Source organism: Cloacibacillus sp., assembly GCF_020860125.1.
Lineage (GTDB): Bacteria > Synergistota > Synergistia > Synergistales > Synergistaceae > Cloacibacillus.
The window spans coordinates 1-13,113 of record NZ_JAJBUX010000028.1; the positions used below are offsets into that span (position 1 = coordinate 1).

Here is a 13,113-nt window from a genome sequence, read left to right on the forward strand (position 1 = left end):
GTCCTAAGAATAATTATTGTGTAGCTGTTCCTAATAAATGGTAATGTTTTCCGTTATACGAAATATAAATATTGTAGGAGGAAAAAATTATGGCACATAAGTATTCATTAGCGCATCTTACCGTTCTCGGCTGGTCCCCCGTGGAGATGGCCTACAATGCCGCCCTCATCGGCTACGATTATATCAGCATCCGCAACATCAACATGGGCGTCAAGGGCGAGCGGGATTTCAGCATCCCCATCGGCGGCGAGCGTTACAAGGCGCTCAAAGAGGCTGTCGATGAGACGGGGATCGCGATACACGACATCGAGCTCGCGCGCGTTGTTGACGGCGTCGACGTGAAGAGCTACGAGCAGGCCTTTGAATCCGGCGCCTCGCTTGGCGCGAAAGGCGTCATCAGCAGCGTCTGGACCGGCAACAAGGACTATTATACGGAACAGTTCGCGGCGCTCTGCGATCTCGCGGCGCAGTACGGGCTGAAGGTGAATCTCGAATTCGTCACCTGGGCCAGTGTATGGAATCTCGACGGCGCGCTTGAGCTGCTCAACACGGTGAAGCGCCCGAACGCGCGCCTGATGGTGGATACGCTCCACACCTGGCGTTCAAAGGTCTCCGTCGCCGAACTCGCCGCCTGCCCGAAGGAGCTCTTCGACATGGCCCACATCTGCGACGGCCCCGCGGAGATCCCAGCGCGCGACGACAAGGAGGCGCTCATCTACACCGGACGCGACGCCCGCTATTATGTCGGCGAGGGCGCGATAAACATCGCCGATATGGTGAAGGCGATGCGTCCCGACACGGTGCTTTCCATCGAACTGCCGCACCTTGCGCGCGTCGAGAAGTACGGCTACACGGAGCACGCGCGCCGCTGCCTCGTCACCGCGAAGGAATATCTGAAGAATAACGGCGCCGAATAGGCGCTGTGGGTCCGCGCGGATGAAGCGCCTCTTTTTTGTCGTACTGCTGCTTGGCTTTATGCTGAGCAACCTGATGCGGATATCAGGGTGGTGGTGCTTCCTCCGCTCGGCGAATCGCTGGGGCTCTCCGCCTCGACGATCGGCTTTCTCTCCAGCCTCTTCTTTTACACTTACGGCCTCAGCTTCGGTCTATGGGGCATGCTCATCGACCGGCGCGGGGCCTTTCGCTGCTGCGGCGCGGCGCTGCTCATCGCCGCCTGCGGCTCCTTTATAATGATGTTTTCCGGCACGGCCTTCGCCGTCGGGCTTGGGCGCGCCCTCTGCGGCCTCGGCCTCTCAAGCGCCTTTACCGGGATACTCACATACTGCGCCGTGAGCTTTCCGCAGAAAGACTACGGCGGTTATGTCGGCCTTTCGATGGTCGTCGGCCATTCGGGGACGATCATCGCCGTCGCGCCGCTGGGCTTCGCGATGGAGCTGATCGGCTCGCGCGGCGTCTTTTGCCTGCTCGGCCTCTTTGCCTCGGCGCTCGGCGCCTCGCTGCTCTATTTCCGCAGGCTCGACCCGCAGCCGCAGCCGCGCCCCGGCGAGGGCGCCGTAAATCCGGCGGCGGTCTTTCGCGAGCTTTGGGCGGTCCTAAAAAATATTTGGCGAAAATTCCCCCTGCGCGTGGTGATGTACACCTGGGGCATCTCCGCCGCCGCTAGTGCCGCATTGCAGGGACTGTGGGCGGTCGCCTGGCTCCAGAGCTCCGCGGGGATGGCGCGGGATACCGCCTACCTCTGCGCGACCTGGATAAGCTTTGGGATGGTCGCCGGTCCCGCCTTCGGCGGCTGGCTCGTCAAGCGGTGCCGCGATGAAAAACGGAGTTTCTTCACCGTCTGCCTGCTGACGCAGGCGAGCTGGGTCTTTTGGCTCTTGCTTTCCCTCTTTTCAAATTCTCCGCTGCTTTTCGGGGCGGCGGGATTTATGATCGGCTTTTTCAACGGCTGCGGCTATGTCTTTATGGGTAACGCGGTGCGCGCCCTTGTGCCGCTGAACCAGAACGGCGGCACCGTCGGCGTGATAAACATGTTCCTCTACCTTATGGTGATCGTCTTCCAGTGGGGCACAGGGGTCTGCCTCGACCTCTTCAAGGCCCCAACGGGGGGCTATACCACTATGGGTTTCTTCTCCGGTTTTTTCCTGATCGTACTTCTCCAGGGCTGGGCCTTCAGGCTGATAACGAAGGTGAGTTCTTTTAAGGCTGCGTAAAGAGGGGCGGTATTGTATAATATTTAATACAACGCTTACACCTGTATTGAAAGCAGCCGGTTTTAAAGGGATACAGCTTTGATCGAAAATTGGAACACGGAGGGGGCGGATTATTTGTACAGGCCGGATGAGGCGGACGTTGCCAAAAAGAAGTCCGAGAGTCTTTCAAACTATGTCTATGAGGCGATAAAAAAGAAGATAATCAACGGCGAGCTTGCCCCCGGTAACTCTCTCATGGACAGGGCTCTCGCCGCGGAGATGGGAGTCAGCCGCACGCCTATACGCGACGCGCTCAAGCGCCTCTCTCAGGAGGGCTGGGTGTTGTGGCGCGAACATAAGGGGATAGTAGTCTCCGAGGTAAATTCCGACGACGAATATCAGCTTTTTTTGCTGCGCGAGATGATCGAACCCTTCATTGTGCGAAAGATAATCACGACAAAGCGTCCTCAGGTGCTGGCGGGGCAGCTCGTGGTCATCGCCGACGAGATGGAGAGTGTGAAGGATAACCCCGTTGAATTTATGAAGAAGGATATGCAGTTCCACACGGCGATCATTGAATTTCTCGGCGTTACAAAGCTGGGGCCGCTGTGGGAAAAGATATGCGACGACATGACGCGTCTGGTCGTACAGTCTGTGCGTAAACGCCGCCCTCCCGACGAGATAATGGAGGAGCATAGGATACTGATAGAATCCTTCTGGCGGGCCGACCTTGAGACGGCGCTTGAGTGTATCGGCAGGCACTGCCGGCTTATAGTTGAGATATATCATAATGAAGCATAACTAGAGATATAAGTTAAAAATGCCAATATTTTGCATAGGGCTGCGGAGAGTTGCCTCTCCGCGGCCCTATGTATTTATATTTAGCATTTATCATATAAATAAAAATTTTTTTAATAAATATTGGTATTTTTTATAAAACAAATCACTTAGAAAAATACAAAACAGAGCATTGTTTTTTTCATTAATTGAAATATATTTTAAAGTAAAATGCCTTGACAACGTAATAACTACCCTTTATCTTATACTAAAATTCCAGTATTTGATTTTTAATTCCGTTTTGCGGAATAATTTGTATTATTATTAGAACCAAAAATTAAAATGACGATAACAAGACCGGCGAAATAGTTTACCGGAAAGCTTTTTAAGGAGGAACTGTAATGGCGAGAAAATATTCGATCGCGCATCTTACCTGGCTTCCATGGACTCCCGCGGAGATGATCTATAATACCCATCTGCTCGACTATGACTATGTGAGCCTGCGCACCATAAGCCAGGGGCTGCCGGGAGAGGTAAACCACGACATATCCAACGGCAGCGAGCTTTTCAAACTTACAGAGCAGGCGCTCAAAGACACTGGGATGCGGATCAATGATATAGAGCTTGCGAAAATCGACGAAAATACGACGGAGATAAAAAAATACGAACCGCACCTTGAAGCGGCCGCGAAGCTCGGCGTGAAAAATGTGATAACCAACATCTGGACGCCGGATAAGGCTTTTTATACGGAAAAGTTCGGCGAGCTGTGCGATCTGGCGGCGAAGTATGGCATGTCCGTGAATCTTGAGTTCGTCACCTGGGCGGAGGTCAAAGACCTTAAGAGCGCCAGAGAGCTTCTCGCGGCGGTCAAAAGGGAGAACGCCCTCATACTTCTCGATACCCTGCACTTCTACCGCTCGCGCGTAACGCCGGCGGAGCTGAAAGATACCCCCAAAGAGCTTTTTAAGACCGTTCATATCTGCGACGCCGGCAGGGAGATCCCGACTGATAAGGAGAGCCTCGTTCACACAGGACGGGCGGAGCGTCTCTATGTCGGCGAGGGCGCGATAGATATCGCCGGTATTGTGAAAAATCTCAACGACGACGTCGTCCTCTGCGTGGAGATGCCGCACGTTAAGAGGGTGGCCCGGATAGGCGCTGTGGAGCACGCGCGCCGGACGCTGGAGACGGCGAAAGAATATTTCAAAGCGCACGGAATAGAATAAAAATCTGTCAAAAAAGGGGAGGTGAAATGGATGATTCTTGAAGGAAAAAAGGCGGTCATAAGCGGCGGCAACGCGGGAATAGGGAGAGCCATCACGCTCGCCTACGCAAAAGAGGGCGCGGATGTCGCGATATACGGGCGCAATGAGGAAAAGAACGCCGCCGTCGCGGCGGAGGCGGAAGCCCTGGGCGTAAAGGCCTATCCGATCCGCTGCGACGTCTCAAAGCCGGAAGAGGTCGCGTCGGCGGTGAAGCGCTCCGCGGAGCTGCTTGGCAGGATAGACATACTCGCGAATGTCGCGGGGATATCTCCGAAAAAGCCCGGGGGGTTCAAAATACCCTTTTATGAGCTGGAGATCGACACCTGGCGCGAGGTGATGGCGGTCAATCTGGACTCCGTATTTTACGTCTCCCGTCTCGTCAGCCGCTATATGATCGAGCAGCGGTATGGGAAGATAATCAATATGTCCTCGATAGTCGGTCTGACGGGCAGCGAACACGGCCCGGCCTCGGCCTGTTATTCGGCTTCGAAGGCGGGGATAGTTTCGCTGACGTGCTCGATGGCCTACGAGCTTGCGGAATATAACATCACGGTCAACGCCGCGGCCCCCGGAAGGATCGCCACCGCGATGTCCGGAGCGAACAACGAGTATTACAACAGGCGCAACCTGAACGACATACCAGCCAAACGCTTTGGAACGCCCGAAGAGGTGGCGGATTTTTTTGTCTTTTACGCCTCGGACAAATCTTCGTACATCACGGGTGAGACGACGCTTATTACCGGCGGATGGCTGATAAGGTGACCTCCGCGCGAGGCGCCTATCCAAATCAATATACAATCACAACGGGAGGATACACAATATGAAACGCGGAAAAATGTTCTATCTTTCAATGGTTTTGACAATGGCGGCGGCGATGATCCTGTCTTCTTTCTCAGCGGCGATGGCGGACCCGGCAAAATATGCCAGCCTCAAGCCGATGACGCTGCTCTATCCGCATACCTCGCCCAAAACTGAGGCCAATGCCCTGATGGCCGATCTCATCAAGAAATACGCGGAGGCGGAGACCGGCGGAAAGCTTACGATCGAGGTAATGCCCGCCGCGCAGCTTGGAACGGCGCAGGAGACGGCCCAGCAGCTCCAGGACGGCAGCGTCAGCATCAGCTCGGAGCAGGTCTATTCAATGGTGGATTTCATCCCCGAGGTGTCGGTGTTCGACATGCTCTTCATGTTCTCCACCTATGACAAGAACACGATCGACAAGACGCTTAATTCCGGCCCCGTGAACAAATTCCTCCAGGAAAGATACAACAAGGCGGGATTCCAGCTCCTCGGCTACATGCAGGGCGCGACATTCCGTGAGACGACGTCGAATAGAAAGCTCAACGGTCCCGCAGATTTCAAGGGCATGAAGATCAGGACCCTGCCGAGCAACAACTTTGTCGTCGGCTGGAAGGCGATGGGTACCGCTCCCACTCCGATAACGATCGGCGAACTCTATCTCTCGCTTCAGCAGAAGCTCGTCGAGGCTCAAGAAAATCCCTACGACATAATCCTCTCTAATAACTTCAACGAAGTGCAGAAGTACCTCTGCGCCACGCATCACAACCTCTATATAATGCACGTAGTCATGAACAAGAAATTCTACGATTCGCTTCCCAAGGAATACCGCGGGGCCCTGGAGCTGGCGGTGAAAAAGGCGCGGACGGAGATCGGCGGCTCGATGCCGCAGCTTGCCGAAAACTCCAAGAAAGAGCTCCTCAAACGCGGCATGACCCTGATTGAATATGACAACAAAACCTTCGATCAGCTCCGCGCCTCCGTCAAGCCGCAGTGGGACAGCATCCGCAAGATTGCCGGAAACCAGGTCGTCGATCTGATGGTCAAGGAACTCAACGCCAACTCTAAGAAAAAATAGCCTTACGGGGTAAATTACGAAAGCTCATCGTATCGACATTTCAGGGGCCGCGGAAATAGGGGATGTATCTTTTCCGCGGCCCTCATTTAGAGAGATAAGAGGTGACCGTTATCTATGAAAGTTATCCGCTGGCTTGATAAACATTTTGAAGAGACCGTCCTTATCGTCCTCATGATAGGCATCTCATGCACGATGTTTCTGCAGGTCATAATGCGCTATGTCTTTAATATGCCGCTCACATGGCCGGAGGAGCTCAGCCGCTATATGTGGATATGGACCGTGTTTTTCAGTATGAGTTACACGATCTACATGAGAAACATGCTCCGCGTCGACGTCCTCGCCGAATTTCTTCCGGAAAAGGTCAGACAGGCGCTTGAAATATGTATCCAGTTCCTCAGCCTCGGCATCTATTCCGTGTTTACCTATTACTCGCTGATAGTCTACTGTTCGCTGGTGGTGAGCGGGCGCGTATCTCCCGCGCTGAGGATTCCGATGTATCTGGTCTACAGCGCCCTCTGCATCGGATTTTTCCTGAGTGTGGTACGCACGATACAGCTCATCGTCGAGCTCATCATGGCGATGCGCGGCAAAAAGAGCGAACACCTGAAGATGATGGAAGAGATGCAGGAAACGATGAAGAAGGAGGGAATATAACGTTATGGCCGGTATAGTATTTTTTGTCTTCCTGTTCTTTCTCGCCATGAGCGTGCCGATCGCCATCTCGATGATCGTCAGCACCCTTGTACCGCTGATCGCGGGGGCTCCGGGGGCGAGCAGCATCCAGACGCTCATACAGAATACCTTCAGCGGCGCCGACTCAACGCCGATAATAGCGATTCCCCTGTTCATCCTGGGCGGCGTCCTCATGGCGGAGGGCGGCATATCCGAAAAACTGTTCAACGTCTTCGCCTATTTTGTCGGCAAGAGAAGGGCCGGCATGCCGATAGCGGTCATCATGACCTGTCTCTTCTACGGAGCTATCTCCGGCTCCGGGCCCGCGACGACGGCGGCCGTCGGTGGAATGACGATCCCGCTCCTTGTCTCGCTCGGATATGACAAGCGTTTCTGCGCGGCGATGGTGGCGGTATCTGGAGGGCTGGGAGTCATAATCCCGCCGAGCATTCCCTTCGTGCTCTATTCGCTGGCTACCGGCGTATCTACGGGAGCGCTGTTCCTCGCCGGGGTGTTGCCGGGATTTTTCATCGGCGTCTGTCTCATGGTCTATGCCATCGTCTACTGTACGATCTACGGAGAAGACAAAGAGAAGATCATGGCGAACTACAACAAGCTTCACGAAAAGGGATTCTGGCCGCTCTTCAAAGAGAGCTTCTGGGCCTTCCTTTCGCCGATAATAATTCTCGGAGGAATCTATACGGGCATAGTCACGCCGACTGAGGCCGCCTGCATATCGATCTTCTACGCGCTCTTTATCGCGCTCTTTGTCTATAAGTCGATAAAGTACAGCGAACTCTGGGGATATTTCGGCAGCGCGGTCAGGACATACGCGCCGCTCTGCTTCCTGCTGGCCTTCGCCACGGCCTTTGGACGCATGCTGGCCCTCATCAAGGCTCCGGCGATGTTCTCCAATTTCATCCTCACCTATTTTACGGCGCAGTGGCAGGTGCTGCTGGTAATAGTCATAATATTCTACTTCCTTGGTATGGTGATGGATACCGGTCCGGCGATACTGATAATGGCCCCGATACTTCTGCCGCTGGTCACGCAGGTTGGCGTAAATCCCGTACATTTCGGCGTCATCATGGTGACGAATCTGGCTATCGGCCTCTCCACCCCGCCGTTCGGCCTTGACCTCTTCGTCGCCAGCGGCCTGATAAAGGATAAGCCTATCGCGGTCTCAAAGCCGGCGATCCCCTTTATCATCGCCTTCACATTCGCGCTGCTGGTGATCGTCTATGTGCCGAAACTCAGCCTGACGCTGCTTGGCATGTAACTGGCCGGTCATATTGTTTTATAAATTAAGGAGATGTGCTGCTTATGAGAGTGAAGGATAAAATTGCGGTGTTTATTGGCGGAGGCTCGGATATAGCTACCGCCACGGCGGTAAAATTTATCGAGGAGGGCGCCACCGTTATTCTCGTCGACTACGATGAGAGCGTCTTTGAAAGGGTAAAGGGCTCCTACGCCGGTATGGAGGACAAGGTGCGCAAATATGTGGCCGACGCCCGCAGCTATGAAGGGATAGAGGCGGCGGTGAAGTCGGCGCTGGACGAGTTCGGACGCATAGACATACTGATAAACTGCGCCGGGATCCTCATTCATAAACCGATAGACGTGCTCACCGTAAAAGAGTGGCAGGACGTCATAGACATCAACCTGACGGGCATATTCAACTCCTGCAAGGCGGTGACACCCGGAATGAAAGAGAGAAAATACGGCCGTATAGTCAATATATCTTCCATCGGCGGCCGCACGGGACGTCCCGGTGTCGGCGTCAACTACGCCGCCGCGAAGGCCGGGATAGTCGGCCTGACACAGACCCTCGCAAGAGAGCTTGCTCCGTGGAACATCACTGCGAACGTCGTCGCCCCCGGTCCCCTCAAAGGGCGCATGTTCTTTGGCATGGAGCAGCATCTGATCGATGGGCTGATAAAAAATATCCCCCTGGGCCGTGTCGGCGAAATGGACGAGATCGCCTACGCCATCCTCTATCTTGCCAGCGACGAGGCGGGATGGACGACCGGCGAAGTGCTCGACGTCAACGGCGGAGCCTATATCTAACAGCCGCGGCATATAGCGTAAAAATTGTTCCGACAGGAGTCCTCAGCCGTATGAGGGGGCTCCTGCGGACTTTATAGAGGGGAGCATATCGATGGATACGTTAATAAGGGGATTTATCCTGATCCTTCCGCTGGCCTTTCTTCTGACGGCGGGAAATCTGCTCTTTAGGAGGGGCTTCATCACCCAGAGCGATATTTCAACCCTCTCAAAATTTCTCTTTTGGATAATTTCACCCTCGCTTTTATTCCGCAACGCCTTCCAGATAGACGAAAATATGCGGACGCAGGCCTCATTCTTCTGGGCCGTGGCAGGTTCGGCGCTTCTGGCGATGCTTGTCGCCTATGCCGCGGAACGCTGGATATTCCGTGTCAGGGACAGGCGGCGGATCGCCCTTACCACCGCGGCGGCGATGCGTCCCAACACAATCTACGTTGGGCTGCCGACCGTCCAGGTGGTGATCGGAAATCAGGCTATCGGTCTGCTGGCGCTCTATATCGCCATCGCGATGCCGCTCTATAATCTTCTGTCCCCTCTGTCGAGCGAACTGATACTTGCCCGCCGCGGCGATATGCCGGGTTTTCTGAAAAATGCGGTAAAGGGCATTTTGAAAAACCCGATGGTGATGGCCCCGGCGTGCGGGATACTCCTGGTGGCCTTCGGCATGAAAACCCTGCCCTCGACGCTGGATAAGTCATTTCAAATGGTGGGCAGCGCGGCGACCGGCATGGCGCTGCTCACTCTGGGCGCTTCGATAGAGGTCAGCCGTGCAAAGAAGGCTCTCGCCTCCTGCTGGCGCGAAGTGCTGATGCGCCTCTTCATCCATCCGGCGATACTCTATTGCTGTCTCAACGCCGCCGGTGTCGACACTGCGCTGAAAAACGTCGCCGTACTGGTAACGGCGACGCCGACGGCGGTGACCCTGTTCGTCCTCGCGAAGGGCATCGGTCTGGACGGCAGCCGCGCCGCGGAGATAACCGTCCTCACGACTCTCCTCTCCGCGGTAACGATCCCGCTGTGGATCGCGTTTCTGGGCATATAAAGCGATTTTGAAATGAAAAAATAGGTTAAAGCCATAAGAGGTACAACCCAAAAATCCGGCGGCGGCACAATTTGGAAACTTGTGCCGCCGCCGGAGCATCTTTGTTTTCTTAAAATGCCGCTGTGTCCGCCTATGGCAGATGAGGCGGCAAGAGGTGCGTCAGCGCGGCGGCCTCCTATATCTTCCTGATCCTCGCCGCCGCGGCCTTTGCGTGGGCCGTAAGCCCCTCCGCCGCCGCCATCGTTTCAGCGTCAGGGGCCAGCTTTGCGGCTCCCTGCGGGGTGATGTGCTGGAAGGTGCAGACCTTGAGGAAGTTCATCACCGACAGGCCGCCGGTATAGCGCGCCGCGCCCATGGTCGGGAGCGTGTGGTTCGTGCCCGCCACATAGTCCCCGAATACCTCGGCGGAGCCCTCTCCGATAAAGAGCGAGCCGTAGTTGCGAAGCAGCCCCATCAGTTCGAAGGGCTCTTTTACGTTGATCTCAAGGTGTTCGGGCGCTATTTCGTTGGCAATATCCGCCGCCTCCGCGAGGGAATCGGCGATGATTATTCTGCCGTTCTCCTCCCAGGACTTCGCGGCTGTCTCCGCCGTGTCAAGATCTGCGAGCTGACGCGTCACCTCGGCCTCCGTCTCGCGCACAAGCCTCTCCGATGTGGTGACGAGTATTCCCGCCGCGTCGCAGTCGTGCTCCGACTGCGCGAGGATGTCGGCGGCGGCGACAGTTGGAGAGGCGCAGTCGTCTGCGATAACGAGCACCTCGCTTGGACCGGCGATGAAGTCTATCCCGACCTTGCCGTAGACCTGGCGCTTAGCCTCAGTCACATATTTGTTGCCCGGCCCGACGATCATCGCCACGGGGGAGATCGTCTCCGTACCGCAGGCGAAGGCGGCGATCGCCTGCGCGCCGCCTACCGCGTAGACCTCGTCAGCGCCGGCGGCCTTAAGGGCGGCGAGCGTCGCGGGATGGGGCAGGACGCTTCCCCGCATCGGCGGCACGGCGGCGCAGACGCGCGGCACTCCCGCCGCCTTCGCGGGGATGACGAGCATGAGCGCCGTCGAGAAGAGCGGATGGTTGCCACCTGGGACGTAGCAGCAGCAGGAATCTACGGGAATCACAGAGTGTCCGAGGAATACGCCCTCCTCTACCTCTACCTCTCCGAGTGGCCAGAGGGAATCCCTTTGCAGCTCCGCGAATTTTCTGATGTTTGCCGCCGCGCGCTCGATCGCGCCGCGCAGCTCCGGCGATATCTCATCGTAGGCGCGTTCCAGCTCGCTTTGCGGCATACGGAATGAGGCCGCGGGCGCGCCGCCGAATTTTACGTTATAATCGGCGACGGCGATATCCCCATGTTTGCCGACACGCTCGATGATCTCTTTCACCGCCGCGAATATGCGCGTGTTCTGTGACAGCTCTTTTGCCTTTGCCTCTTTATAGAATCTCATTAATATCACTCCATCAACAGTATGCTATCATATTAAAGAGATGTTATTATAGCACAAAATATCCTGCCAATCGTATCAAGGGGTTTTGTTTTTGTCATGAAGCCGATATGGAAAATCGGATTCTTGCTAATGGCAGCAATTGACTGACATAATAAAATAAAGTATTATCGAAGCTAATAACCGGTACATTTTTCACATAAACAGAAAGATTTACAAAAACTATATTATAAAATCGTCAGCCTGAATGGCATCATGCGGGTATGTATTATCAGCTCATAAGCGGACAAAGACGGCGGCATAAAGCTAAAGGGTCTAAGGCCCGTATTGGCATCAGCGGGTGAACGACAGGCAGTTGCCTCAAAAATCCATCTTCATGCTGTGTAAATGCATGGATGGCTCAGGTGGTTGGGTGTCGTTTTTGCTTTGATTGAAAGGGTGTAAAAGATGTTAAAGAACATTGGTCCCGCTATCCTTATATTTTGTTTGACGGCTTTATCGGCAGGCGCGGCGTTTGCCGCTGACGGCGCGTCCAATGACAATCTCCTGCACGCTCGTGAGCTAAGCAAATTGGTAAACGCCTTTGCCTTTGACCTCTATAGAGAGATCGCGAAGGAAGAAAAAGGCGGCATCTTTTTCTCGCCACTCAGCATCTCAATGGCCCTTGCTTTGGCTTATGAGGGAGCGGCGGGCGAGACCCGCGAGGAGATGCGGCGGGTTTTGCATTATGATGACAACGTCGGCAAACAGTTTCGCGCATATCTCGATGTTTTAAACAATACCACGAAAAAGTCAGGAGAATTTTTATTGGCGAACGCCGCTTGGCTTGACATTCATCTAAACATTAGAGAGGAATACGTCGGCACCTTAAAAAAATACTATGACAGCAAGGCCACGAAGATCGATTACAGCGATACACATGGTGCGGCGGAGGTAATTAACCTCTGGTGCTATAGAAATACTAAGGGAAAAATAAAGAAAATCGTTGTCCCTGGAGATCTGAAGGGCTGCCGATTGGCGCTGGGAAACGCGGCATACTTCAAGGCGGAATGGCAGCGTGGGTTTAGAAAGGAGCGTACTGCTCTCATGCCGTTCCACAAGTCGGAAAAAGAGGTTGTCGAATACCCAATGATGAAGACACGGGGAAACTATAAATATTACGAGGACAAGAAAATTCAAAGTCTGACAATGCCATATAAAGACGGCATTTTTGCCATGATTGCTATATTGCCTAAAGAAATACGGTACATGAAAGAGATAGAAAAAGAGTTAGGGGAAGCGTTATTGTCAAAAATACTGTCCTGTTATGACATAGCAAACGTAAGTCTTTGCCTTCCCAGATTCATGATAAAAGAAAATTACCAAATGGCGTACTGTCTTCGCGCTATTGGCATGAACAAGGCGTTGAGCAGTGCGGCGAATTTTTCGGGAATAACGGGAATGCCCAGCCTGTATATAGATAAGGTAATACATAAGGCCATTGCCGGGGTGACAGAAGAGGGAAGCGAAGCCGCGGCGACCACAGTAATTATTATGAATAAAATACTCCCTCCGCCTGGCAAACGGCGCGTGATTGAATTTACCGCGGATCGTCCGTTTCTCTTTTTTATCCTCGACAACAGAACAAATACGATAATGTTTATGGGGAAATGGGTAGGAGAATAGCCGTTCTTTGAAGTATAGTAAGTAAAGAATACATAATAACAAATATAAGGAGGCAAGGCAGAATGCGTACAAAAAATATTAACGCAATATTATGGTTGTTATTCCCAATTTTTATCCGCTCAGCCCATACCTTTACTTCATCGTTGACAACAGAAGCGGCG

At 53.9% G+C, this 13,113-nt stretch carries 12 protein-coding genes; 11 read left to right on the top strand and 1 reads right to left on the bottom strand.

The annotated features are described in order from the left end of the window. Positions 1-89 precede the first annotated feature (89 nt). The 10 genes from LIO98_RS03710 (at position 90) to LIO98_RS03755 (ending at position 9,846) form a co-directional block, all read left to right on the top strand. Positions 90-917, top strand: a complete 828-nt coding sequence (locus LIO98_RS03710; RefSeq protein ID WP_291953443.1) for a TIM barrel protein — start codon at positions 90-92, stop codon at positions 915-917. 87 nt (positions 918-1,004) lie between these two features. After that, positions 1,005-2,171, top strand: coding sequence for an MFS transporter (locus LIO98_RS03715; RefSeq protein WP_291953444.1), 1,167 nt, complete (start codon positions 1,005-1,007; stop codon positions 2,169-2,171). A 114-nt stretch (positions 2,172-2,285) separates the two neighbouring features. After that, a complete protein-coding gene (locus LIO98_RS03720) occupies positions 2,286-2,951 on the top strand; it encodes a GntR family transcriptional regulator (RefSeq protein ID WP_291953445.1) in 666 nt (221 codons plus the stop codon). A gap of 377 nt (positions 2,952-3,328) precedes the next feature. Beyond that, complete coding sequence (locus tag LIO98_RS03725) at positions 3,329-4,153, top strand: sugar phosphate isomerase/epimerase (protein ID WP_291953446.1); 825 nt, start codon at positions 3,329-3,331, stop codon at positions 4,151-4,153. A 30-nt stretch (positions 4,154-4,183) separates the two neighbouring features. Then, on the top strand, positions 4,184-4,954 hold the full coding sequence (locus tag LIO98_RS03730; RefSeq protein WP_291953447.1) for an SDR family NAD(P)-dependent oxidoreductase: 771 nt from the start codon (positions 4,184-4,186) through the stop codon (positions 4,952-4,954). A 58-nt stretch (positions 4,955-5,012) separates the two neighbouring features. After that, a complete protein-coding gene (locus LIO98_RS03735) occupies positions 5,013-6,068 on the top strand; it encodes a TRAP transporter substrate-binding protein (RefSeq protein WP_291953448.1) in 1,056 nt (351 codons plus the stop codon). Between the two features lie 114 nt (positions 6,069-6,182). Then, the gene (locus LIO98_RS03740; RefSeq protein WP_291953449.1) at positions 6,183-6,722 is read left to right on the top strand and encodes a TRAP transporter small permease; all 540 of its coding nucleotides are present in this window, start codon (positions 6,183-6,185) and stop codon (positions 6,720-6,722) included. 4 nt (positions 6,723-6,726) lie between these two features. Continuing rightward, on the top strand, positions 6,727-8,019 hold the full coding sequence (locus LIO98_RS03745; protein ID WP_291953450.1) for a TRAP transporter large permease: 1,293 nt from the start codon (positions 6,727-6,729) through the stop codon (positions 8,017-8,019). Positions 8,020-8,063: 44 nt separating this feature from the next. Beyond that, complete coding sequence (locus LIO98_RS03750; protein WP_291953451.1) at positions 8,064-8,807, top strand: SDR family NAD(P)-dependent oxidoreductase; 744 nt, start codon at positions 8,064-8,066, stop codon at positions 8,805-8,807. Between the two features lie 91 nt (positions 8,808-8,898). Next, positions 8,899-9,846, top strand: coding sequence for an AEC family transporter (locus LIO98_RS03755; RefSeq protein WP_291953452.1), 948 nt, complete (start codon positions 8,899-8,901; stop codon positions 9,844-9,846). A gap of 175 nt (positions 9,847-10,021) precedes the next feature. On the opposite strand, the gene hisD is transcribed toward LIO98_RS03755, so the two are convergent. Next, positions 10,022-11,290, bottom strand: coding sequence for a histidinol dehydrogenase (gene hisD, locus LIO98_RS03760; RefSeq protein WP_291953453.1), 1,269 nt, complete (start codon positions 11,288-11,290; stop codon positions 10,022-10,024). Positions 11,291-11,734: 444 nt separating this feature from the next. Here hisD and LIO98_RS03765 point away from each other — a divergent pair, with 444 nt between their 5' ends. Then, positions 11,735-12,952, top strand: a complete 1,218-nt coding sequence (locus LIO98_RS03765) for a serpin family protein (RefSeq protein ID WP_291953454.1) — start codon at positions 11,735-11,737, stop codon at positions 12,950-12,952. Positions 12,953-13,113: the final 161 nt, after the last annotated feature.